At 36.4% G+C, this 24,550-nt stretch carries 25 protein-coding genes; 9 read left to right on the top strand and 16 right to left on the bottom strand.

Annotation, left to right across the window (positions count from 1 at the left end; genetic code table 11):
* Window positions 1–24: 24 nt before the first annotated feature.
* Window positions 25–1,008, bottom strand: a complete 984-nt coding sequence (gene guaC, locus G532_RS0106865) for a GMP reductase (RefSeq protein ID WP_035512713.1) — start codon at window positions 1,006–1,008, stop codon at window positions 25–27.
* A gap of 166 nt (window positions 1,009–1,174) precedes the next feature.
* The gene (locus G532_RS0106870) at window positions 1,175–2,650 is read right to left on the bottom strand and encodes a SulP family inorganic anion transporter (protein WP_027964134.1); all 1,476 of its coding nucleotides are present in this window, start codon (window positions 2,648–2,650) and stop codon (window positions 1,175–1,177) included.
* A gap of 154 nt (window positions 2,651–2,804) precedes the next feature.
* Here G532_RS0106870 and G532_RS0106875 point away from each other — a divergent pair, with 154 nt between their 5' ends.
* Window positions 2,805–3,221 carry a universal stress protein gene (locus tag G532_RS0106875; RefSeq protein ID WP_027964135.1) on the top strand — a complete coding sequence of 139 codons (417 nt, stop codon included), beginning with the start codon at window positions 2,805–2,807 and terminating at the stop codon, window positions 3,219–3,221.
* A 119-nt stretch (window positions 3,222–3,340) separates the two neighbouring features.
* On the opposite strand, the gene G532_RS14940 is transcribed toward G532_RS0106875, so the two are convergent.
* The gene (locus G532_RS14940; protein ID WP_051189094.1) at window positions 3,341–3,727 is read right to left on the bottom strand and encodes a hypothetical protein; all 387 of its coding nucleotides are present in this window, start codon (window positions 3,725–3,727) and stop codon (window positions 3,341–3,343) included.
* A gap of 191 nt (window positions 3,728–3,918) precedes the next feature.
* On the opposite strand from G532_RS14940, the gene G532_RS0106885 reads away from it, so the two are divergent.
* Window positions 3,919–4,746 carry an aminoglycoside phosphotransferase family protein gene (locus G532_RS0106885; protein WP_156882557.1) on the top strand — a complete coding sequence of 276 codons (828 nt, stop codon included), beginning with the start codon at window positions 3,919–3,921 and terminating at the stop codon, window positions 4,744–4,746.
* 14 nt (window positions 4,747–4,760) lie between these two features.
* Here the strand turns inward: G532_RS0106885 and G532_RS0106890 are convergent, their stop codons facing one another.
* The 3 genes from G532_RS0106890 to G532_RS14945 form a co-directional block, all read right to left on the bottom strand.
* Window positions 4,761–5,306, bottom strand: a complete 546-nt coding sequence (locus G532_RS0106890) for a histidine phosphatase family protein (RefSeq protein WP_027964137.1) — start codon at window positions 5,304–5,306, stop codon at window positions 4,761–4,763.
* A gap of 22 nt (window positions 5,307–5,328) precedes the next feature.
* The gene (locus G532_RS0106895) at window positions 5,329–6,153 is read right to left on the bottom strand and encodes a putative capsular polysaccharide synthesis family protein (RefSeq protein WP_027964138.1); all 825 of its coding nucleotides are present in this window, start codon (window positions 6,151–6,153) and stop codon (window positions 5,329–5,331) included.
* Window positions 6,154–6,251: 98 nt separating this feature from the next.
* On the bottom strand, window positions 6,252–6,758 hold the full coding sequence (locus G532_RS14945) for a LysM peptidoglycan-binding domain-containing protein (protein ID WP_051189095.1): 507 nt from the start codon (window positions 6,756–6,758) through the stop codon (window positions 6,252–6,254).
* 108 nt (window positions 6,759–6,866) lie between these two features.
* On the opposite strand from G532_RS14945, the gene G532_RS0106905 reads away from it, so the two are divergent.
* The gene (locus G532_RS0106905; protein WP_027964139.1) at window positions 6,867–7,595 is read left to right on the top strand and encodes a MerR family transcriptional regulator; all 729 of its coding nucleotides are present in this window, start codon (window positions 6,867–6,869) and stop codon (window positions 7,593–7,595) included.
* A gap of 111 nt (window positions 7,596–7,706) precedes the next feature.
* On the opposite strand, the gene G532_RS0106910 is transcribed toward G532_RS0106905, so the two are convergent.
* The 3 genes from G532_RS0106910 to G532_RS0106920 all read right to left on the bottom strand — a co-directional run bounded on the left by G532_RS0106910 (window position 7,707) and on the right by G532_RS0106920 (window position 10,742).
* Window positions 7,707–8,102 (bottom strand): secondary thiamine-phosphate synthase enzyme YjbQ, encoded by a 396-nt coding sequence (locus G532_RS0106910; RefSeq protein WP_027964140.1) that lies wholly within the window; start codon window positions 8,100–8,102, stop codon window positions 7,707–7,709.
* Window positions 8,103–8,196: 94 nt separating this feature from the next.
* On the bottom strand, window positions 8,197–10,236 hold the full coding sequence (locus tag G532_RS0106915) for a catalase (protein WP_027964141.1): 2,040 nt from the start codon (window positions 10,234–10,236) through the stop codon (window positions 8,197–8,199).
* Between the two features lie 185 nt (window positions 10,237–10,421).
* A complete protein-coding gene (locus tag G532_RS0106920) occupies window positions 10,422–10,742 on the bottom strand; it encodes a winged helix-turn-helix transcriptional regulator (protein ID WP_051189096.1) in 321 nt (106 codons plus the stop codon).
* 117 nt (window positions 10,743–10,859) lie between these two features.
* Here G532_RS0106920 and G532_RS0106925 point away from each other — a divergent pair, with 117 nt between their 5' ends.
* Window positions 10,860–11,696 carry an STAS domain-containing protein gene (locus G532_RS0106925; RefSeq protein ID WP_027964143.1) on the top strand — a complete coding sequence of 279 codons (837 nt, stop codon included), beginning with the start codon at window positions 10,860–10,862 and terminating at the stop codon, window positions 11,694–11,696.
* 2 nt (window positions 11,697–11,698) lie between these two features.
* Here G532_RS0106925 and G532_RS0106930 read toward each other — a convergent pair whose 3' ends face one another.
* From G532_RS0106930 to G532_RS15625, 3 genes are all read right to left on the bottom strand, one after another.
* A complete protein-coding gene (locus tag G532_RS0106930) occupies window positions 11,699–12,280 on the bottom strand; it encodes a histidine phosphatase family protein (RefSeq protein ID WP_027964144.1) in 582 nt (193 codons plus the stop codon).
* 72 nt (window positions 12,281–12,352) lie between these two features.
* A complete protein-coding gene (locus tag G532_RS0106935; RefSeq protein WP_027964145.1) occupies window positions 12,353–12,703 on the bottom strand; it encodes a YflT domain-containing protein in 351 nt (116 codons plus the stop codon).
* A gap of 70 nt (window positions 12,704–12,773) precedes the next feature.
* Window positions 12,774–13,601, bottom strand: coding sequence for a CPBP family intramembrane glutamic endopeptidase (locus tag G532_RS15625; RefSeq protein WP_051189097.1), 828 nt, complete (start codon window positions 13,599–13,601; stop codon window positions 12,774–12,776).
* Window positions 13,602–13,776: 175 nt separating this feature from the next.
* On the opposite strand from G532_RS15625, the gene G532_RS15630 reads away from it, so the two are divergent.
* Entirely contained in the window at window positions 13,777–14,469 is a 693-nt protein-coding gene (locus G532_RS15630; protein ID WP_051189098.1) for a CAP domain-containing protein, read from the top strand.
* Window positions 14,470–14,750: 281 nt separating this feature from the next.
* Here G532_RS15630 and G532_RS0106955 read toward each other — a convergent pair whose 3' ends face one another.
* Window positions 14,751–16,154, bottom strand: coding sequence for a sodium/glutamate symporter (locus tag G532_RS0106955; RefSeq protein ID WP_027964146.1), 1,404 nt, complete (start codon window positions 16,152–16,154; stop codon window positions 14,751–14,753).
* Window positions 16,155–16,264: 110 nt separating this feature from the next.
* Window positions 16,265–17,764, bottom strand: a complete 1,500-nt coding sequence (locus tag G532_RS14960) for an FAD-dependent oxidoreductase (protein ID WP_051189099.1) — start codon at window positions 17,762–17,764, stop codon at window positions 16,265–16,267.
* A gap of 330 nt (window positions 17,765–18,094) precedes the next feature.
* Here G532_RS14960 and G532_RS0106965 point away from each other — a divergent pair, with 330 nt between their 5' ends.
* Together G532_RS0106965 and G532_RS0106970 are read left to right on the top strand one after the other, a co-directional pair.
* Window positions 18,095–19,777 (top strand): sensor domain-containing protein, encoded by a 1,683-nt coding sequence (locus tag G532_RS0106965; protein ID WP_027964147.1) that lies wholly within the window; start codon window positions 18,095–18,097, stop codon window positions 19,775–19,777.
* Between the two features lie 137 nt (window positions 19,778–19,914).
* Window positions 19,915–20,175, top strand: a complete 261-nt coding sequence (locus G532_RS0106970; RefSeq protein WP_027964148.1) for a hypothetical protein — start codon at window positions 19,915–19,917, stop codon at window positions 20,173–20,175.
* A gap of 206 nt (window positions 20,176–20,381) precedes the next feature.
* On the opposite strand, the gene G532_RS0106975 is transcribed toward G532_RS0106970, so the two are convergent.
* On the bottom strand, window positions 20,382–21,869 hold the full coding sequence (locus G532_RS0106975) for a potassium/proton antiporter (protein WP_027964149.1): 1,488 nt from the start codon (window positions 21,867–21,869) through the stop codon (window positions 20,382–20,384).
* A gap of 74 nt (window positions 21,870–21,943) precedes the next feature.
* Window positions 21,944–22,585 (bottom strand): hypothetical protein, encoded by a 642-nt coding sequence (locus G532_RS0106980; RefSeq protein ID WP_027964150.1) that lies wholly within the window; start codon window positions 22,583–22,585, stop codon window positions 21,944–21,946.
* Between the two features lie 186 nt (window positions 22,586–22,771).
* Here G532_RS0106980 and G532_RS0106985 point away from each other — a divergent pair, with 186 nt between their 5' ends.
* Together G532_RS0106985 and G532_RS0106990 are read left to right on the top strand one after the other, a co-directional pair.
* Window positions 22,772–23,746, top strand: coding sequence for an ABC transporter ATP-binding protein (locus tag G532_RS0106985; protein ID WP_035512722.1), 975 nt, complete (start codon window positions 22,772–22,774; stop codon window positions 23,744–23,746).
* The gene (locus tag G532_RS0106990; protein WP_027964152.1) at window positions 23,724–24,497 is read left to right on the top strand and encodes an ABC transporter permease; all 774 of its coding nucleotides are present in this window, start codon (window positions 23,724–23,726) and stop codon (window positions 24,495–24,497) included. The genes G532_RS0106985 and G532_RS0106990 overlap by 23 nt, the downstream gene beginning before the upstream one ends.
* Window positions 24,498–24,550 lie beyond the last annotated feature (53 nt).

Raw genomic sequence — 24,550 nt, forward strand, 5'->3', positions numbered from 1 at the left:
AACATATTTTATTATATTTTTAGATTAGTAAACTTTATCTCCATTAAAAATGGAGTTTTTGACCACGACATAATCCACATGACGGATCCCTTCTAAACTAGTTCCACCAGAATAAGAAATTGCAGATTGGAGGTCTTGTTCCATTTCCGTTAATGTGTCTTGAAGAGCTCCTTTGTGCTCTACAAACATTTTCTTTCCTTCGACGTTTTTCTTTTCTCCTTTTTGGTGCTCAGAAGCGGAGCCGAAGTATTCTTTATATAATTTGCCACCTTGTTCTACCGTTTCACCTGGAGATTCTTCATGCCCTGCAAATAACGAACCAATCATCACCATCGATGCTCCAAAACGAACTGACTTGGCTACATCCCCATGTGTACGTATGCCACCATCAGCAATAATAGGTTTGCTTGCAGCTTTTGCACACCAACGAAGAGCAGCTAATTGCCAACCACCAGTACCGAATCCAGTTTTTATTTTTGTAATACAAACTTTACCTGGGCCAATCCCAACTTTTGTAGCATCGGCTCCGGCGTTTTCTAGTTCTCTAACTGCCTCAGGAGTGCCAACATTTCCAGCAATGACAAACGTGTCAGGGAGATGTTCTTTTATGTGCTGAATCATAGAAGTGACTGCATCAGAATGCCCGTGTGCAATATCAATAGTGATATAATCAGGCACTGTCTTTTCCAAAGCAAGTTGCTGAACAAAATCATATTCCTCCGCCTTCACTCCAACACTAATAGACGAGACTAGACTGTCAGCTTGCATATCTAAAATAAATTGCTTTCTTAATTCTGGTTCAAAACGGTGCATGATATAGAAATAACCTTGCTTAGCTAAAAAAGTCGCAATATGTTGATCTATAATCGTTTGCATATTAGCAGGAACGACAGGTAGCTTGAATCTATGTTTCCCAAATTGAATGGAAGTATCACATTCTGATCTGCTGTTAACCACACATTTTGCAGGAATTAGCTGAATATCTTCATAGTCAAATACGTTTTCCATGATAACAACTCCTAAAATACGAATATTTTTAGATAGGCAACTCATAATTGTTCGCCCAAAGTAAATTTACATGAAATTCTAGTAACTGTCAAAAGTTTTTTGAAAGATTATAAAAAAAGGCCCTAACTCTTCAAAGTAGTTAGGGCGCAGATATAAATCATTTTATTTAATGGCCACCAAGTTTCCCATTTGGCTTATCGTAAACGGACAATCGTTCTACAAGTTGTGTACTATCCTTATTCAAACCAGATACTCTTACTTGAATACCTTGGTTTTTAAGTTTCATCAACACTTTATCAATCGCATTGATTGCCGAGTCATCCCACAGATGTGCTTGTGAAAAGTCGAATTCAATTTCTTCAATTTCGCTCCAGTCATGGTCTACTGCATACATAAAGTTTTCTACAGAGGCGAAAAAGATTTGACCTTCTACTCTAAACAAAGCTCTTCCGTGTTCTTCATTAATTTGTTTATCAACATGCACTTTCGATATTTTTGCTGCGAAGAAAATTGCACTTAATATTACTCCCGCAAATACGCCATAAGATAAGTCATGTGTGATCACAACTGTACCAACAGTAACCACCATTACTGTAGCGTCGGTTTTGGGGAATTTGTGAATTCGAATGAGTGAATTCCAGTCAAATGTTCCAATTGAAACCATAAACATGACTGCAACAAGTACACCCATTGGTATTTGAATGACGATGTCGGTTAAGACAATAATTAATCCGAGTAATACGACTCCTGCTGTGAAGGAGGACAATCTCCCTCGACCACCATTCTTCACATTTATAACAGCTTGTCCAATCATGGCACAACCGGCCATACCTCCGAAACAACCTGTAACCATGTTTGCAATACCCTGTCCACTTGTTTCTCTATTTTTATCCGATTTTGTTTCCGTCATATCATCTACAATTTGTGCCGTTAATAATGACTCCAATATACCTACAATTGCTAATGATAATGCATAAGGAAATATAATGGATAACGTTTCGAAATTTAGTGGTACTTCAGGGAAAAAGAAAGTAGGCAAAGCTTGAGAAAGAGAGCCCATATCCCCTACTGTACTCACGGATACATCTGAAAACATAACAAAAACTGTTGCTAAAACGATAGCAATTAACGGAGATGGAATAGCCTTGAAAAACTTAGGTAGTATATAAATAATAGCTAAGGATCCAGCGACAATTGCATACATAACCCAGTTGGCATCAACAAAATGTTCTAGCTGTGCCATAAAAATCAAAATTGCTAGCGCATTCACGAAACCAATCATGACAGTATTAGGCACAAATTTCATCACACGCCCCATTTTGAAAATACCCATAAGTAACTGAATGAGTCCGGTTAATATGGTTGCAGCAAACAAGTATTGAATTCCATGTTCGGCAACTAATGTGACCATCAATAACGCCATTGCACCAGTAGCACCTGATATCATTCCAGGTCTTCCGCCAATAAATGCAATGACTACTGCTATACAGAAAGAAGCATACAAACCCACCATTGGATCGACTCCCGCGATAATGGAAAAGGCGATTGCTTCTGGAATAAGCGCGAGTGCGACAAGGATTCCGGCCATAATGTCCCCGCGTATATTCCCAAACCATTCCTGTTTATATTGTGTTAAACTCAATGAAACACCTCTCATTTCTATAGATTTTGATCTTTCACCTAAGAAAAATCACTTTCCGACCATAACTATGTGATTGTATCATGAAAATTTTAAATAAAAATATAATTATTTTTTCTGAATATTAGTTTGTGAGAGGGAGAAGGAGGAGTATGACATGAAACGAATATTACTAGCTTCAGACGGATCAGAACATGCGCTGCGAACAACCAAGAAAGCTGTAGAATTAGCCTCTTTAGTCCCTGATTCGGTTATTACTGTCATTTATGTAGTAGATAGTGATCAATCTAAAACCGATGTATTAGCGAACCAAAATCTAGTACAAGTGGATGCAAAACGTGAAGAACGTCTTAAAGTTACTGAGGAAATGCTAACAGAAGCGGGCGTTGACTATAAAGTGGAAATTAAAAAGGGAGAACCTGGACCAACGATTATAAAGTATGCTAATCAAGAAGAGTTTGATGTTTTGATTATTGGAAGTCGTGGTTTAAATCGATTTCAAGAATTCGTTCTTGGCAGTGTAAGCCATAATGTAGCTAAACATGCTCATTGTCCCGTTATGATTGTGAAATAGTCTCAATGATTAAAAGACCTCAGATCAACTCTGAGGTCTTTGTTTAATTATTAAATTTTGGATAACCTCATAGTGTAGTTGAAATGCAATTTATTATCGTAGTACGTGAATAGAGGGGGTTATGAATTGGACCACATAGCACGCGCAAACTTACGCTTTAATGTGTAAATATCGCGTTCATTGTTTTGAACTTTTTCTTCGATGAACATCATTCTGTCATCTAGTCGATCTAATTTTTCATTCACTTCTTCTCTAAAAGCGAACATCTCATTTTTGAATGCATACATATCATTTTTAAAAGCATACATGTCATCTTTAAAGGTATACATCTCATTTTTAAAAGCATACATGTCATCTTTAAAGGTATACATCTCATTTTTAAAAGCATGCATGTCATCTTTAAACACATACATTTCCCTTTTAAATTCTTTTAAGTCATCTTTGATTTCTTGTACATTTTTTGAAAGCTCGGTTACTGCTTGTAATGTTTGTTGTTGGATGTCCAAATTATTTGCTCCTTTCTTGTGTAATAATATTATTATAGCAAACTATAATAACAAAAATAAGTGAATAAATATCTAAATTTAAAAGGAGGATCTATGTGAAATTTCCGGCTGAATTCATACAAAATAATATTCACTATCATCAGGAAAAAGGAAGCGAATGGTTAGAACGTTTACCAGGGCTTATTCGGTCAATGGAACAACTGTGGGAAATTCAAATACTGGATCCCTTTGAGCTTTCAATTAATTTCGTTGCTCCAGCTATAGGAGTGGATTTACAGAAATATGTAGTGAAGTTTTCTTTTCCCGATCAAGGATTTAAAGATGAAATAAATGCACTCAAATTATTTCCGGATACGCATTCCGTTCGACTTATTAATACAGATGAAAATCGGGGCGTGATGTTATTAGAACATATCCTGCCAGGCTATTCTATGAGAAGCATGAAAGAGGAGCAATATTGTAACATTGTGGCCGAGGTTTCAGCTAACATTCACCTTCCTGCACCTAAGAGTAGTTTTCTTCCTTCTACCCGTGCTAGGTTACATTCTTTAGAACATATCGAACGAAATCATCCAAGTGGGATTGGTCCAATTAGTAAAGCACAATTGCAGAATGCTAAACTTGTTTTTAGTTACCTATATCATTCAACTGAAACTTCCTATATATTACATGGTGATTTGCATCATGATAATATAATAAAAGGGGAGAGGGACTGGAAAGCTATAGATCCTAAGGGGCTTATAGGTGAAAAAGAATATGATTTTATTCCATTCCTTTTAAATGAATTACCAGAGGAAGGGTATGAACGGGTTATTGAAAATAGAGCCATGACGCTCTGTGATGTGTTGCGTTTAGACTACAGAAGGATGCTGTTATGGGGGTATGCTCATGCAGTATTGGCAACTAGCTGGAGTGTGAGCGACAATGGCTATGAAACAAGTTTTTATCAATCTATTCATGTGTTTCAAACTCTTGCCGAATTTGAATTAAATTCCTCAATCGAAAAGTTTATAAAATAAATTTGAGAAGAGTTCTACTCTTCCCAAATTCGTTTAATATTTATTTCTTTATTGTGAAAAGTTAGAGCATACACGTCCGGATTAGTAAGGCTTTCGAAACCAAGGAAACCAAACTCTTCTCCGTAGTGACTTAGTAAAATGGAAATAATACCACCGTGAGACACAAGAACGGTCCCGTCTACGTCGTTTTCAAACGCCTCTTCAATGACTTCTCTTCCACGTGTCAAAGCTTCGCGATTGGATTCTCCACCCTCAAATTTTAAGTCTAGATCATCAAATGTAGCCTCAAGCTTTTCTTTCCAATCGGGAAGGTCGTTTGAACTAAGTGCTCGTTCAGCCAATCTATTATCCACTTCCACATTTACATTCAAAGCTTCACTCAATGGTTTGATCGATTGAATTGCCCGGATATATGGACTAGAAATAATGCGATCAACCGTGTAAATCTCAAAGAATTTCACAAGTTCGTTTGCTTGGTCCGCACCTTGTTCTGTTAATTCTGCTTCTGGATCTTGTCCAGTTGCTTCACAGTGTCTAACAATATAAATAGTCTGTGTCATGTAATCACTCCTAAAAAATACTTTATGAAGTGTGTTTACCCTTAAATTTGCTGCGGTATGCTTCAATGTCTTCATTATGATAAAAATGCTGCATAAACTTACTGTTATATAGGTTCTCTATATAGTTATCTTCTGGGTAGAGCCCTTGTTTGAATTCTTTGTACACAGAATGATACCACTTTTTATTCCCTGTATTTTCCCGTTTTAATTCAAATTCTTCTAACTCTAGGAAATCTCGAATCACTTCTTCTGAGTGGTCCAGTTTCTCCATTTGCAGAACTAAAATCTCCATATTACCTTTTTTAATAATGGAGTACCCTTGATCCTGGTTAAATGGGTAATCGTACACATCCACACCCCATGCGCGTTTAAATTCATGATCAAACCAGTTGATTCCATATTGATGATTAAATTTATCGTAAAAATCTTGTCGAAAGGAAGGTAGATTAGTGTTTGATTCTTTTCTGTTATCGGTGAATTTATTGATATCCATTAAAGGCACGTGAAATGCATGAAAATACATGGAAGCGTTTCTAGAAATCGGCTCTCTTGTTAAAGTGATAATCTTTAATTTTTTTCTTTTCTTAAATAAGCTCAAGATTAATTGATTCTTTAAATAATAATTCATTCGATAAGACCACGTTCGATAATATTTAATAGAATGATAGTTTTGGTACATATCTGTTGAAAGTGGAGTGAAAAAACTATGAATATGAATTGGGAAATAGTTCGTTTCTTTCAAAGACGCAGTGATCGAAGTAGATCCGACCTTTCCCATTTGATGAATTAATACAATGTTCGGATCTTTCCGGTATGTTTCGTTAAAGTAATTAATCTTATTGATCAAAAGTGTAATGCCCCTCTCCAGTTCGTACGTGTAACTTTAGTAGAAGATATCATATTAGAATATAAAATTGAAGTGGGAGGGGAAAGACTACACTTGATTTAAGTCGTATGTTTATTTGGAGTAAGCAGTAAAATTCCAGGGTATATTACGTCCAGACTAATGGCAGGACGATCTGCATTCACATGTAATAGTCGGTCTACAGTGGATCCGGTTCGTTGTGCTATGGATTGTAAGGTATCACCTGAACGAATTTCATAAATAGAAAGTGGCAATAGAATTTGCTGGTTCGAAAATAAGTAATTTGGATTTTGAATAGCATAATTTTTTTCGATTATTCTTGTCGGAGTTGTATTAAAACTACGAGCAATGGACTGCAACGTATCACCATAATTTATCACATAAATGGCATGTGCGTGTCTATTAGGTTCAGTTGGAATTACTAATTTTTGACCTGGAAAAATTAAATACAAATCCGTAAACGGAGGATAAAGTCCGTTCGCAGCAGTGATAGCTTCTACACTACTATTAAACCGATCAGCTATATGATAAAGGGTGTCGCCTCTTTGAACCGTGTATATGACAAAGGTTTCATTTTGTCTGTGCATAAAATCTCCTCCTTGGTAGTCTATATGATTTCTAAAATGATTTTATACATAAGCATTGACTCTCACGTAACGTAATACCATATATTTAATATATAAGGAGGTGACGTCATGCTAGCCAATGAGGTAGCAAAAGTTGCAGGAATTACTGTTCGTACCCTGCATTATTATGATGAAATTGGGTTATTGTCAGTAACTAAAAGCAACGAAGCGGGTTACCGTAATTACACGGATCAAGATATAGCAAAATTACAACAAATTCTATTTTTCCGCGCACTAGATTTTCCATTAAAGCAAATTAAGCAGATTATGGAACAACCCGACTACGATAGATTAAAAGCGCTTGAGTGGCAAGAGGAATTATTAAATAAAGAGAAGAAGAGAATTGATGAAATGTTACTAACTATTCATCAAACGATTGAACAGGAAAAGGCAGGTGTAAAAATGTCGAATAAAGAAAGATTTGAAGGGTTTGCGTTTGATTCTAATCCACACGAAGAAGAGGCAAGAGAACGGTGGGGAGATCAAGCCGTTGACGAAGCGAATAAAAATGTGATGCGTATGACGCAAGATACACAGGAAGAAATGAATGCGATTTATCGTGAACTTGCTTCAATTAGACATAAGGACCCAAAATCAACGACATCACAAAGAACAATCGAAAAGTGGTATCGGTTTTTAAATGAACAGGTAACTACCTATTCAATTGAAGCATTTCAAGGGTTAGGGATGTTATATATACAAGATGAGAGATTTCAAAAAAATATCGATCAATTTGGGGAGGGATTAGCTCAGTTTATGAGCGAAGCAATGATTGAGTTTGGTCAGAATAAGAAGTGAAATAGAAGAGCATGGTGACGAAGTTCTGGAAATACAGAAAGACTCGAAAACCTTCAAAATATATTTATTTTTGAGGTGACTCGAGCCAGAAAGCGGTATAGTTTTTATCTATTAGACAATACGAGCTACAAATTTTCTGTTTCTAGGACCATCAAATTCACAGAAATATAATCCCTGCCATGTACCCAAAACAAGTTGCCCATCGCTAATAAGTATGTTTTGAGCGTGGCCCACCGTGGATGTTTTCATGTGCGCTGCAGTGTTTCCTTCTGCATGTTCATCTTTGGAGTCTTCCCACGGGTACATTTCACGGAATCTTCTTAGCATATCTGTTTTCACATCTGGGTCTGCATTTTCGTTTACTGTTAATCCCGCTGTGGTATGCATGGAAGAAACGATGACGATTCCATCTTCCACACCTTGTTCGGAAATCCAACTTTGTACTTCTGAAGTTATATCAATCATCTGATCATGTGCTTCTGTTTTTAGTTGAAACGTTTTATACATTTTAAAAACACTCCTAAAGTTTCCTTCTTTTAACACTTTACCCGTTCTTTACAAAATAAAACCCCCAGTAAAATGGGGGTTAATTAATTGAGAACTAAAGAACGATATCACGACTCCAATGTCTGTGAGCAGCTATTGCGTTAGCAAATTCTTTTGCAAAAGCGTCAGGATCATCAGAAATCACGACTCCTGGGCTATTTTGTAAGGAGTTATCTTCTAGCCATTGTTTCCCATCGTGTGTTGCTCCGATAGGTTTAAAGTGTTGAAATGCTTCTTGTATAAAGTATTTTGCATCGTGGTTAAACTTCTTGCTTAAATTAGGTCCACCCACTGCATAAATGGAATCAAACAACACAGACTCACTTGTTAAGAAAGTGTGATCAACATTGATTTCTGATCCATCATCGCCTTGAAGTTTCCCTTGCTTATCACTAATTACTTCAATGATTACGCCTTCGTTTCTAAGGTGATCTAAGATGTGCGAAATATCTTTTCCATTGAAATTGTTTGAAATAATTAATCCGACAGTTCTAGTGTGAGCAGAGAACTTTGTATTCTCTTGACTTAGTGCTGGTGATGATTTTGAAACATTTACGTGTTGGGCACCTTCAGATGGAGGAGTTGCACCAATTGCATCTGCCAACGAAGTAGCAAGTTCTTTATCTACATTCGTAAACATATCTACAACTTGTTGTTTAACTGAACTGTCTCCTACTTTTCCTAATTCAAAACTAAACGCTTCTGTAATATGCCCCTTCTCAGCCTCACTCATACTATTCCAAAACAAGCGTGCTTGAGAGAAGTGATCTTTGAAGCTTTCACTACGTTTTCTAACTTTATACCCTTCGACTTTCTCTTGATAATGCTCATAACCGCCTTCTTCAGGTGAAGCTGGGCTAGGTGTGTTAGAAGCAAGAGAGTTCTTGTGGTAACTTACTTGGCCAACATTAATTGTCTGGCGTCCATACCCATCTCTTTGGTTATTATGAAAAGGGCAGACAGGTCGGTTGATTGGCAATTCGTGAAAGTTCGGTCCACCTAAGCGTATTAATTGGGTATCTGTATACGAGAAGAGACGCCCTTGCAATAGTGGATCATTTGAAAAATCAATACCAGGTACGACATGACCTGGGTGGAATGCTACTTGTTCTGTTTCAGCAAACACATTATCCACGTTTCGGTTTAATGTCATTTTACCAACAAGCTGCACAGGAACATCTTCTTCTGGCCAAAGTTTGGTCGGATCTAGAATATCAAAGTCAAAGCTATGTTCATCTTCTTCTCTGATAATTTGAAGACCTAATTCATATTCTGGATACTCTCCATTTTCTATAGATTCCCAGAGGTCTCCGCGATGAAAATCGGCATCCTTACCAGATAACTTCTGTGCTTCGTCCCAAACAACAGAATGGGTCCCTAGTTTTGGTTTCCAATGAAATTTTACAAAGTGTGATTGTCCTTGACTGTTAACAAGGCGGAAAGTGTGTACACCGAATCCTTCCATCATGCGAAAGCTTCTAGGAATGGCACGGTCAGACATAGCCCACATTACCATATGTGCAGCTTCCTGATTATTCGCAACGAAATCCCAGAAAGTGTCATGTGCTGATGCTGCTTGAGGCATTTCATTATGTGGTTCTGGTTTTAAAGCATGAACTAGGTCCGGGAATTTAATAGCATCTTGAATAAAGAATACAGGTATATTATTACCTACTAGGTCATAGTTTCCTTGTTCTGTGTAGAACTTAGTAGAAAATCCTCTAGCATCACGCACTGTTTCAGAAGATCCTTTTGAGCCAGCTACTGTTGAAAACCTAACAAACACTGGAGTCTTCTTAGAGGTGTCCGTCAAAAAGTCAGCTTTTGTATATTTTTCTAACGATTCATAAAGCTCAAATTCACCATGTGCCGCAAAACCGCGAGCGTGTACGATTCTTTCAGGGATTCTTTCGTGGTCAAAGTGAGTCATTTTTTCACGGAAATGAAAATCTTCGAGTAAAGTAGGACCCCTTTCACCAGCTTTAAGTGAAAATTCATCTTCAGCCATTTTTAAGCCTTGATTGGTGGTTAGCTTCTTACCTTGGTCGTCTGTACGATATGCATCTAACTGTTCGTCTTTTTTATTATTACTCATTCGAGTGCCTCCTTTAAATTAAACCTACTTCTGTTTTTACCCTTAAAAATTCAAGAAAAAACACTATTAGACTAAATTTTACAAAAATAAATATATAGTTGTGTAAAGAAGGAAAGTTTCTAGGTCTAATGGGAGTGGAAGCATAAAAAAAGCGTTCTGCATAATTGCAGAACACTAAACTGGTACTAACTCATGGTATGATCTTTCACGTGGTTTTCTCCCCAGTCAACCATTTGGTTAAGTAAAGGTTGGAGTTCGTTTCCGTAATCTGTTAAGGAGTATTCCACTTTTGGTGGGACTTCTGGAAATGCTTCTCTATATATTAACCCGTCGCCTTCGAGCTCTTTGAGTTGTTTAATTAATGTTTGGTGCTTAATTAAAGGGATACTCTTTTTAATTTCACCAAAACGCAATGTACCAGTGGACAGCTTGAGTAGAATAACTGCTTTCCATTTTCCACAAACAACATCTAAAGTAGTCTTCATACATTCGAGTTCTCGGTCCATTATAAGCGTCCTCTCTATAGTACATTAAAATATACTACTTTTATAAATTTTTCTTTCCTATACACTAAGAGTATTAGAGAGATTATATCATAATTTTCAGCAAAAAGGGGTGGGAATTTGAAAGTAGATGAAATCAATGATCGTTCTATTGAGATCGGTCAAATAATATTACAAAAACGCAGCTCTATATCTAGCAATACCCTTGATCAATTTTATTTAATTTATAGAGAAAATGAAAAACCTACAAGCCAAGACTATGTCATGATGGAAACAATCGTCAGGCTGATTGGTAGAAGATTACTCTCGGATCAAAACGAACAATCTTTCAAACATATTCAAAGACTTGGATACCGTGCAGGGAAGAAAACGGTGCATTCAGAAGCAATGTTGCATGAAACTTTTCAAATTATATCTCATGTAAGTGAGGGGGTATGGCAAGCTTTAGATACCGAAGCTTCCATAGATTTGAAAAAAGAAGATGTCATCCTTGTAAATAAACAAATTGAAACGGTAATCCTTCAACTGATGATTGGGTATTTGAATAGTTTTATGGACTTATATAAAGAAGTTTCCTCAAATTTCAATGATAAGCTTAATGAACTTTCCATTCCAATTATTAGAGTAGATGATGGGGTTGGGGTTTGTCCGATTATTGGTGAGATCGATTCAGATCGGGCAGCTATTTTAATGGATCAAACGTTAAAGAAAGTTACATTTGAAGCTTACGACCATTTAATTTTCGATTTGTCTGGGATCAGCCAATTAGATGATTATGTTGTCAAATACTTATTTGATACCGTGTATTCCATGCAGTTGATGGGAATTAATGTTATTTTCACAGGTATACGAGCTAAGCTTGCAATGAAAGCTGTTCATTTAAATTTTGATTTAACGAAGCAACAAACCTTTTCCAATGTAAAAAATGCGCTTGAGCATATAAAAACACTTGATTAACATTATGTCTGAAAGTTTGTGAGATGGTCGTGTTGGTTATAATTTTTAATCTTCCACTGTTCGTCCATGTAATGAATGGTACTTAAGCTTGCATTCACTACCTTTGTTTTACCACTTCCAATTTCACCTTGAGAAAGAGTGGACAATATAATATTGATGACTGCTCCGTGGGCAACTACTAGAACATTTTTATTGGGGTGCAAGTTACGAATGCGGTCGATTCCACTCATCACACGCTGTTCGAAATCGACAATGGGCTCTATACTAGGAAAACTGCGGTTAGGAAAACGCTCTTCATTTTCTGCGAATGTGTGACCTTCACCTTCTCCAAAGGAACGTTCCAAAAGTTCTGGGTAAATTTCAAGAGGTAGATTCATATGAGAATTAACTATTTTAGCTGTTTTCAGAGCCCGGGAAAGAGGGCTTGTGATGATCAAGTCCCATGAGCCCTTATTAATTGAATCCCTTACTTCTTTTGCTTGATTTTCACCAGATTGATTTAATGGTATATCCGTTGCACCTTGTAGCCTTTTTTGTAAATTCCAATCTGTTTCCCCGTGACGAATAAGACAAATGGTTGTCATGAACTTTCCTCATTTCTAATATGTAAGAAATATACCCGCTCACATGGGTGAGGGGTATATTTTAAAAATATCTTAGCCAAGGTAACTTGTTACATCATCATCGCCAGTTACGATTAATAATACTTTACCTTCATCCATATCTTCTTCATAGTTTTCAGCTTCTGCTTCAGAAAAGCCGATTTCTTCAAGTTTTGAACGTAATTCATCGCCTTTTTTAGCGAACATATTTCCTACTGCACTTTTGAAGTCTTGTTCAGAGAATCCGATCGTGTTAGCTTCTGCATTATTTGCAATACGCTTCGTTCGATCGTCATCGTGTGATAGGACATATACATTCTCACTACTCACACCATTATCTTTTAATTTTTTTACATCAGAAACTAATTGTTCATCGTTTGAATATTCACGAATAAATGGCATCATCAATCACTCCTTGGAATTGTTTTGTGCACATTACATAAATTACCCCATTTTCTAAACGTTAAACGTAAATTTAGTCACGTATGAAAAACGGATAGCCGTCTAGTGTCACTTTCCCCCAACTACTACGTATGAAGTAAACAAACCATACTGTACCTAATATAATTGCAACCAAGCCTGTATACCCTAAAATTTGTGGGTTAGGAATGTATATTTCATTCATTTGGATAAAATATCTTTCGTAAATTTCGACCACACTAGCGATTGCATTATTTATAAAATGAATAATGATAGGAACAATTAAGCTCTTCGTATAAATAAACCAAATACACATAACAATTCCAAATACAGTAGCTCCAATAAATTGGACCCCATGTAATAAACCAAAAATTACAGAAGAAACAATGATTCCTGTTCCAATACTATACTTCTTCGTTAAGCGACCTAATAAATACCCTCTGAAAAGAAATTCTTCCAGAATAGGTGCCACAATCAAGATTGCGAAGATGTACATGAAAAATGCAGGAGTGGGTAATGGTTGAACAGTGATTTGTTCAAATAAACGTAAATCATCTTGTAGCATCATAATAACTCCAGCGGTAAAGAAAGCTAACGCACCGTAGCTGATTAAGGTAGGAAATGCAACAGAACTTACAACAGACCGTTTGCGGACTGGATTTGAAGGCCGTGAAATCCAAATATTTAAGGGGTGTTCATAATCTCTTAGTCTTCTCCAAAGGTAATAAAAAGGCACAATACTCAATGCGATTACATCAACGAATATGAGACTTAAACTGTTATTTATAGGTAGTATGAAAAAGAAGCCAGCAATCAATATGTAACTCACAAATATTAAAACAAGAAAATCTCTTGTTTTATTCTCTTCAAAGAACAGATCCATTCACTTATCCTCCTTTTTTTACCATCCTATCAGAAATTGTTAATGATTGGAATGAAAGTAGGTATGAAATAGTCCTACTTCTAAATTCTCTTGTTTAATTGAAGTCTTTTTAGTTAACTATAGATAGAAGTTCGCTATATAATAGGAAAAAGAGATAGAGTTAGGGGGTAAACCTTTGGGATTTATTCGATTTATAATTTTGGTCTCGGTTATTGTCTTGTTTGTGTATGCATTCCCTTTTAATCAATTTATAGGAGAAGAGGCATCTTATCAAGAAGACGATGAATGGTCCATTGAACAAGTTTACGATGATTTTAAGAATCGTTTAAATGATATAGATGTTGAAGCTGTACAGGACCGCGTTAGTGATGGATGGCATCAAATCCAATGGTTCGTAGAAAGTTTGGGTAATGAAAACTTAGAAACTCCTAATGTATTTGAAGTGCCAGAACATGATGCAAAGGAAGCAGCAGATGACTTTGAAGCACATGAATTTGAACAAGAAGTGTTAGAACTTGTTAATGAGGAACGTGCGGAGCGTGGATTAGGAGATTTAGAGTTTTCGAATGAAACAGCAGTAGTAGCAAGGGAAAAATCACGTGATATGAGTGAAAATGATTATTTTGCCCATCAATCGCCGACTTACGGCTCCCCTTTTGATATGTTAAACCAGTTTGGAGTGCAATATCGTGCCGCTGGGGAAAATATCGCGATGGGTCAACGAAGTCCGGAGCAGGTGATGGAAGGTTGGATGAATAGTGACGGACATCGTGCGAATATATTAAAAGAAGAGTTCACACATTTAGGTGTTGGTTATGTTAAAGATGGTATGCGGACGTACTGGACGCAGATGTTTTTAGGAAGATAGTGAAAATACAATAGAAGCGGCTGGGACAAATTAAAGTGGTAGCATGGAAATCCTAACAATAAAAAGTGGTGCGACTAACTCGCTCCTGAAATAGACTGCGCTTTCCGTGGGGAGCTGGTGAGCCTCCTCATGCTACGCATTCCGGGGTCTCACCTGAGCTCTATTTCCCACAGGAGTCTCCGTCCATTTCATCCGCTTTTCATCTGCTTTGTACGGAATATTCATGACTTCAGACACTTTTGTCTCAGCCTCTTCTTTAGATTTAGCCCTTATTTATTAATTTATTCTTTCATTTTCCCAAAGTATAGCAGTCCTACGAGTAAGCCTATAAGCATCATGATGGTCGCGAAAATTAGGAATGGTATAGGGCCGAATTGGAAGATGAGCGGGACAGATAAAGCTGTTACAAGTCCACCACCTAGGAATGGTTCAAATACCAATTGCTTATAACCAAAACCTTCTAATGCTGGTGATTTACCTTCAGGGTCAGCTACGCGAATCAGTAATAGTCCGGTTGCAGTAATACCCATTGATTGCCCGAAATCACCAATGGCACGTTCTAGCCAATAGCTTGGAATCATGCGTGGTGCAAGTAAGAAGAAACCAATGACGTTCCATGCAATCCCAACCCCAGCTAGTAAAAGGAAGGGCACAATATAGGTTCCAATTACTTCTAATGAAACGGTAGCAATTGCTGAAAGAACGAGTACGTCCAGAGATAAACCTTGGATACGGCTGATCATTCTACGGTCAATGACCTCCGTATTATCAATTTTCGTAAAGAATAGTTGAACTAAAATTCCGCCAATCATAGCTAACGGGAATAAAGGAATATATGTCATGAAGTCTGAGCCGATTAGAGCAGCTTCTGTAAAAATAAACCCTTCAAGAATCACATACCCAACTAAAATCGCTGCACTAATTACAGCTATGTGAAGTGACATAGGCTCTATAGATTCAGGGCTTACAGTCATTTTTGCTGCAGGTTCGCGATTTTCAAACTCAACGATTCCTGCGCGTTTCACATTTGATTGGTCTTTCATATCCTTCATAATGACCGTATGGTTCTTTTTAACTGCCCAATTGATAAATAAAATACCAATTAGAACACCCGATAAAATACCTACTGTTGCAAGTCCAATTGCTAAATCATATGCTTCAGCAAATCCAATATCTTCGAAAGTACCTTGGAGTCCTGCTGCGGTACCATGACCACCTTCGAAACCTACTTCAATTAATGCTCCAACCATTGGAGGCATTCCGAAAAATGGTCCAAGAACAAGAATAGCTAGGAGTATACCAACCACGTATTGTCCCCAGCCTATTGTCCAACCGAATGTAAGCTGCGGTCCACCGACCTTCCATATTTTCGAAAGGGAAGGGAGGATCGTTCCGAGAAATAAAGTTGCGAATACTACGTTGATTAGTAGCCCGGGTAACGTAGCCCAAACCTCTGTAATACTTTCTGTCATGACACCATTAGAGAAGAAGGAATCTTCTCCGATATACGGTGTAATTAATTTACCTAAAACTTGCGGTCCAGCTAGTAATGCTAAGAAACCAGCTATTACAGATGATGGTAAAAATAAATCCTGTAGAAATTTTAGCCGTACGCGAAGCCATTTACCTATTAATAAAAATAATCCTAAGTACACTAATGCAAAACCTATTTGATCGGGACTCATCTAATCCCTCCTGTGAAAAATTGTGATAAAGATTTTTTCCACTAAATAGGTGTTTTCAAACGCGAATGTTTGATAAATGCATCAAAAGTAACAAAGGAAATGGGAGGCAATTATTCTTTTGAATACACATCTTTAATTGTATAATCATGTTTTTTTAAAGCTTCCTGTGCAGGACCTTCTATAACTTTTCCTTCATAGGAAAATCTAGAACCATGACACGGGCAATCCCACGTTCGTTCTGCATCATTCCAATTCACTTCACAGCCCATATGTGTGCATGTTGTATCTACTACATGTACTTGACCTTCATCATCTTTATAAGCTCCAGTTCGTTGTCCATCTTTTAAAAAGGTAGTCGCTTCATCCGGCTGAAGTTGGTCAATTTTATTTTTAGGAAAGTCTATTTTTCCTTTAATAAAATGCTTGGTCACATCCACATTTTCGCGAATTATTTGTTTTGCACTTGCTTTGAGGTTAAAACGGGTTGGCTTGAAAATTTCTAAATCCGTATTCGGTCTCTCTAAAATTTTGTCTGTTAACATCATAGCTGCAGCTGTGCTGTTGGTCATACCCCATTTGCGATAGCCAGTCGCTACAAGTGTGCGAGGACGATCTTGGTGAAGAGGGCCAATGAAAGGTAATTGGTCTTCTGTAACATAATCTTGTGCAGACCAATGATACTGGACATTAACTTTACCAAATACACTTTCAGCTGAACGGGTAAGTGCTTGATAATGTTTGCTAATGTCATCTCCTTGTCCAACTTTATGGCTTTCTCCTCCGAATAATATGAAATCTTCTCCATTAATTGTAGTTTGTCGAATCGAACGAACAGGTTTATCTACACTTACATACATTCCATGGTCTGGAGAATTGATTGCTGGAAATGCGATGACATACGACTTATTAGCGTACATTCTAGCAAACAAAAATTTTGCTCCTTCATAAAATGGATAATGCGAGCTGATGATCACGTGGTTGGCCGTAATGCTATGACCAGTTTCACAAGTAACTTCGACGTTTTCTTCTGATTCCTTTACCGCTGTTGCTTTTGTATTTTCATAAATGGTTACATTCATTTTTATTAGCTCTTGAACAAGAAAACTCAAATATTTGGTAGGGTTAAATTGAGCCTGGTCAGGAAGCTGAAGTGCATTTTGAATGTCTAAATTGTAAGGGATGCTCGTTTCAATTGTGCCTTTTAAATTTAAGTGATCGTATGCTTGCTTTTCTTTTTCAATTTTAGTTTCATACTCACCAGAAGTTGAGAATATTACAGCCTTATTCTTTTCATAATCACATTCAATCGCGTTAGTGTGAACTAGTCCTTCTATAAATTTGGCTGCAGCTTGGTTGACTTGTAGATACGTTTTTGCCGTGTTGAAATCACTATTATTAATTAATTGATCGTAACAAAGTCCATGTTGTACAGTAACCTTCGCGGTGGTGTGAAGCGAGGTTCCGCCAACTAAATGAGAGGCATCAATCAAAGTAACGGACTTACCTTCCTTGGCTAAGAGGTAGGCAGAGGTAATCCCAGTAATTCCACCGCCAACGATTAGTACATCTGTTGAAGTCGAAGAAGATATAGGAGGAAATTTTGGAATCATTCGAGTTCCTTCCCAAATACTTCTTAACTGATTTAAATCTTTGATAGTTCTTCACCTCCAAATTGTCTTTTTTTAAGGTTTCTCTAATTATGTGCATTCTATTCATTAGGTATTTATAACTATTTTTATTATGTTTTTGAACCCTTGCACAGCATACGATGAAAGTTAAAATGTAATATTTTGTCGTGATTAATTTCTATAATTCAATAGCTTTTTTCCAGATTTTATAGTAAAATCTTTTAAAAGACATGCGGTAAAATATAACTAAACATCATAAATGAATTACACATATAAAATAGTTCAAAATAACTACAGAAAGGAGTTATATTCATGACTACTAATCAGCTGTGTGAACGTGTATTGATGGATGGGTTAGATAGTTTAGTATTCGTTATGCGAGTAGAAGCCTCATCTGGGCTGTTTATTTATGATTTTATAAATAAAAAAGGATTTGATGAGACTTTTTTAACAAAGGATGACTTAGGTAAAAGTTTAGATGAGGTTTTAACTGCAGAGCAATCCGAGTTGTTACATAAAATGTATAATCAAGTGGTCAAAGAAAAAACTATTGTAAAATATGAAGATTCCTTCCATTCAGCTGCGAATCGGCATTTAATAAATGAAACGACACTTACACCATTATTGAATGATGATGGTGTGGTAAGTGAGATTGTTGCAGTAGTTAGAGATATTACTGATTTCAAATTATCAGAAGCGGCAAGAGATGAATCAGAGTTAAAGATGAAATTAAGCAAACAACGCTATCAGTCCTTATTTGATGATAATTCGGATGCAATTTGTTCCCTTAGTACAGGTGGGTCGGTTACAGAAATGAATCAAGCATTTGCAGATTTGTCAGGTTACCGTGAGGCTGAATTAGTAGGAAGGTCTGTATTTGATGTTGTAGAAGCAAAGGTGCGACATCAATTAATGCGAAAATTTTTCCGTACCTTAAAAGGGAACCCGCAAAGGTTCGAGCTTCGTTTAACCAATGCGGATCATAATTATATTGATTTACAAGTAATGCTCACACCAACGATTATTGACGACAGAATCACCGGTGTTTTTGCTATTATGAAGGATATTTCAGAACAAAGAGAAGCAGAACATACTTTAAGAAAAAACGAAGAGCAATTTCGAATGATTGCAGAAAGTTCGCATGATTTAATCACGATGCTGGATAAAGAGGGATATATCACCTATGCTTCTCCTTCTTACGAGTATGTATTGGGTCATGCACCTGAGAAGTATATTGGACAATCCTTGCTTCACAATTTACATGAACATGATCAGGAGAGTGTATTAGAGCATTTTAGAAACTCTCAAACATCAGGGAATCCTTTTTCCATTGAGTTTAGACAATTCCATATGCTTCGTGGGTGGCTTTGGTTTGAATTGCAGGCAAAACCGATCTTTCAAGATGATGGTGAATTCTATCAGATGGTCGTTGTCACAAGGGATATTACTGAACGTAAAGCATATGAAGAGCAATTAAAGCAATTTGCTTACCACGACCCACTAACCGAGTTGCCAAATAGAAGATTGTTTCAGGATCAATTATCTACGCATTTAAAAAGGAATAATAATAATTTCGCTGTCATGATGATGGACCTAGATAATTTTAAAGCTATAAATGATACACATGGGCATGATGTCGGAGATGAGATTATTAAAGAATTTGGTAAGCGGATCAAAGACACAATTAGAGATACAGATTTTGTGGCCAGATTAGGTGGAGATGAATTTATTTTATTGCTTACACAAATTGATTCTAAAGAGAGAATATTTGATGTACTACATCGCATTCAAAAGGTGGTTGCAGAACCATGGTATGTAAAAGGTTTAGAAATTAAAGTCACTTCTAGTATAGGCCTAACTATGCCAGAGGAAACAGATATTATTGCTAATGGGAACGTATTGATTAAAGCAGCAGATAACGCACTATATAAAGCAAAATCAGCCGGTAAAAATACGTATCAATTGATTTCCTACAGAAATAAGGTAGTAGAATAAAGATAGAACCATATCACGACTTTTAGTAGCTCAGAGGCTGCTATTTTTATTATTATAATATGGATATAGATATATTCATAAAATGATTTTTTGAATCTCTAAACGGGTAAACTATAAGTGTATAGGAGGGTTGTCGGATGTTACCTACTTTATTAACGATCATTGGTATTTTATTTATTTTTACATTAATAGCTACATTAGTAATCGGTAAGAAAACAGATGACCAAATTAAAGAGTATGAACGTCGAGATGCTTCACCCCAAGAGGAGTTAGAACGCTCCAGAGAATATGAACAGACTTCTATGAAGAAGAATATACCCAACTTAGCAGGAATCTATGTCGTCTATTTCATTCTCGTTATTATTGCATGTATTGTGCTTTATTTTGTTTTAATTTAAGTAAATTAAACTCAGTTTCACAATTATTTTGTAAACTGTAATAATTGTAATATAGTATTCATTTATTCGTAACTTCACTGTTGGGGAAGTTATGTTATCTTATAAATAGAAACTCATAATATCTCCCTAAAGATAAAATGTTTTGAGGAAGCAGGTGCTCATCGCCTGCTTCCTTTTTATTGTATTAAAAAAGGTTAGACTGCGAATTAATCGCGTCTAACCTTTCGTTTTTTATTTAACAACTTCATTAATTGGGTGTGATCTTTTTTGGAAACAAGAATGTATAAGAAGTCACCAGCTTTGATTTCTGTATCTCCATAAGGTGTTACCAAATCATTATCCCTTACAATTGCACTAATCGAAGCTTTTTGCGGAAAGCTAATGTCTTTCAGTTTATGACCGACAATATCGTTTTCGCGACTTGTCTGAAACTGAACCATTTCAGCGTTCGCTTTCGCAATGGAAATCAATTCGATCGAATGGTGCGGTGTGTCTTTCTTTGGTCCCATTAAGCCAAGCTTTTTAGCTACATATGAGATAGTAGAACCTTGGACGAGTGCAGAAGTTAGTACAACGAAGAAGATTATATTAAAGTACATAGCAGCATTATCAAGCCCAGCTACAATTGGGAATGTAGCTAGTACGATAGGTACTGCCCCGCGTAAACCTGCCCAAGATAAAAACGTCTTTTCTTTCAGGGAATATTTCATTCCTAAAGTAGATATAAAAATGGCAGCTGGCCTTGCAATAAATATAAGTACAACGGAAATAATTAATCCATTTAATATGACACTCCATTGAAAGACTTGTTCTGGAAAAGCAAGTAAACCTAGAATGATAAACATCATAATTTGAGACATCCAGGCAAAGCCTTCGTTGAACTGAAAGATGGAATAACGATACATTAATTCTGAATTTCCGATAACTAAAGCAGCTACATAAACTGCTAAAAATCCACTAGCATCAATAACAGAAGCGGTACTATAAGTAATTAATGCAAACGTTAAGGCGAAAATTGGGTATAGACCACTTGATTCTAAATTGATTCTGTTTAAGGAAAGGGAAGCTATTTTTCCAATTCCAAGACCAATCAATAAGCCGACTCCCATTTGCCAAAAGAAGGAGGGGACTAGGGTCCATAAGGAAGTATCTTCATGAAGTATAAGTTCAATGAACATTACTGTTAAAAACACTGCCATTGGATCATTTGTACCTGATTCAGCTTCTAAAGTAGCCCCCATTTTTGCTTTTATATTTCTTTCCTTTAACGTAGCGAATACAGCCGCTGCATCGGTAGAACCGACGATCGCACCAAATAATAAAGCCTCTAGCCAAGTTACATCTAATATAATATATACGGCTGAACCGGTTATAAATGCGGTAAGGAATACTCCAAGCGTGGCTAAAGAGATTGAGGGGATGGCGACTGAACGAACCGTGGACCACTTCGTCTGCATACCACCCTCGAAAAGGATGATAATTAACGCTATAATTCCTATAAATTGTGCTGCCATTACATTATCAAAATCAATAAGACCTAACCCGTCACTTCCAATTACTAAACCGAGTCCAATAAAGAGAACTAGTGAGGGGAGTCCAAGTTGACTGGAAAACTTTGCAGCAAAGATTCCACTAAGAAGTAAAAAAGCAATTAAGAAGATTAATCCATCATTTTGAAAACTTTCAAATAGCATTCCAGACCTCCTATCAATTAAATGTTTATGAAATTATTTTACCATATTAAAAAGTGGAAAGCTTTTGTACCGACTTAGCTTTTCACTTTTTTCATGACTTTCCGTTTACTTCTTTTAAACCATTTTGAATCCACAACAATATCAAAAGCGGTGCTAATAATAAGTCCGTGAAGCATCACTCCAAAGATCGTAAGTAACACAATAATAATGTAACTTCCCCAGTGTGTTGGTTCAATCATAGAGTAACCAAAGAAAACTAAGCTCATGAGACTACCAAGAAAAGCTTCATAATAACTTTCGATTCCTTCCTCTAAATGGCGTAAAGGAATTAAAGAGAGGAAAATAATTAGAAAAGTTATTGCTACAACTACAGCTAGGTGTCTGTTTTTTAAGAAACGAATAATCGGCATTGTATAATATTTCGTGATTGATTTTAGTCGAATTAAATGTAAGATCCGAGCAACTCTAGCCACTTGGAAAATGGCATCAAGAGGTACAGCGGCTATTACTAAAAAAGGATTTGTTTTTAAGAAATCTAGCTTATTGTTACTAGTGTATAAACGTATGACTAGGTCTATGAAAAAGATCCCCCAGGTTCCCCAAACGATGTAGTTATTATAGTCACTTTCTAACCAAATGGTAGAAACAGAAATCGTTGCAAGAAAGACCATGAAATATTCATATCCAGTTTTAACATTTTCTTTTGCTTCATCCATAGTGTGTGGGTCCTTTCACATGCTGTTATACAAACTAGCAAGGTTGATTGCAATAATCTATGTATACGATACCTAAATCTATTCTATCATAATTTAATCCAACTTAAGACGGATAAAAGAAGGAACGGTAGACCGTTTTATAGAAAAGTAGGATAGAATAATATGTAAATTAAAGGAGGCGATGATATGGAAGAAGCAATTATTAAAGTCGAAAGTATATCGAAAAATTATAAGAAACGAAAAACGAAAGAAATAGTAACGGCGATAGAAGATGTAAGCTTTGAAGTGAAAAAAGGAGAAATCTTAGGGTTATTAGGTCCTAATGGGGCCGGGAAGACAACTACCATTAAAACGATTTGTGGTTTATTAAAACCAGATGAAGGTACCGTGTACATAAATGGGTACGATGTAACGAAGCATCGCCTAAAGTCATTAAATCACATTAGTGCTGTGCTAGAAGGAAACAGAAATGTTTATTGGAGACTTACCGTAAAGGAAAATTTAGAGTATTTTGCAGGGAACAGGGGGAAAACTCGAAAACAAGTAAGTGCAAGAATTGAAGAATTACTTGAGCAATTTAATTTAAAAGCTAAAGAAAATGAATTAGGAAGCAGCCTATCTAGGGGAATGCAGCAAAAACTTGCAGTTGCTGTTGCCATGCTTGCCGATAGTGATGTATTACTATTAGATGAACCGACTTTAGGGTTAGATATAGAAACGGGCTATGAGCTTCGAAAATTATTAAAGGAGATTGTTGAAAGAGAGGGAAAGACAATTATTATCAGCACTCATGACATGCCTGTAGTGCAAGATTTGTGTGAGCGAACAGTAATTATAAATGGTGGAAAAGTAATTGCAGATGAAAATGTCGACCGATTAATAAGTCTTTTCGAGACAAGAGCTTACAGTTTAACACTAGGAACTGATTTATCGACTTCCCAACTTAATCGAATAGAAGCCACTTTTCCTATTCATTACTTAAATGAAAAAGTACTTGATGTGACGTTAGAAAAAGAGAATGACATTTACGAATTAATGGATATTTTAAAAGTAGAATCGACTAAGATTATAAAGATTGATCGCAGTACAGTTGATTTTGAACAGGTATTCCTCCAGTTAATTCGGAAGGAGGAAGATCATGCAATTTCTTCAGTTAATTAAAGCAAATACACGCATGGAATTTATCGAAATGAAAAGGTATCTTCCAAATACGATTAGTATGTTTTTAACGTTTTATTTTATATTTCTAGGTTTGTTTTTTGGTATTGATGTAATCGGGGATCCACAACAAGCAGACACAAATATTCAATATGCAATTGTTAATATGGTCTTTTGGTATTTAACGATGATGACTCTTGCAAATATAGGGTTCACTATTACCCAAGAGGCGATGAGAGGGACTTTAGAGCAATTATATATGTCTCCATATGGTGTTTGGCGAATTTTACTAGCAAGGTTCACAGGTTATCTACTGATGAATAGTATCATCATTGTGTTGTTATTAGCTGCAACGATGGCAACATCTGGTCAATGGCTGAATTTGAGCCCACATTTAACGATACCGATTTTGTTGCTTACGATTATTGGGATTATAGGAGTAGGATTTATGATTGCTGGGGCGTGTGTCATCTTTAAACAGGTACAATCATTTATGCAAATTTTGCAATTTATCTTGTTAGGTTTAGCTTTTGTGCCTTTAGCTGCGGCTCCTTATCTTGTCTTAGCTCCTTTTGTGAAAGGGTTTGATATGGTACGTCAGATTACTATTCAAGGATATACGTATGCTGACTTCACTGCATTTGATTTCTACACATTAGTTGCAAACTCCATTTTCTATGTGATCATTGGTGTTATTTTCTATTTACAATGTGAAAAAATTGCGATGCAAAAAGGGTTACTTAGCAACTACTAATACGTAAATCGACTGTTATTTAATTAGGTATCGTGCTATCATAGCATTCAGGT

The organism is Halalkalibacillus halophilus DSM 18494 (assembly GCF_000423105.1).
Classification (GTDB): Bacteria; Bacillota; Bacilli; order Bacillales; family Alkalibacillaceae; genus Halalkalibacillus; species Halalkalibacillus halophilus.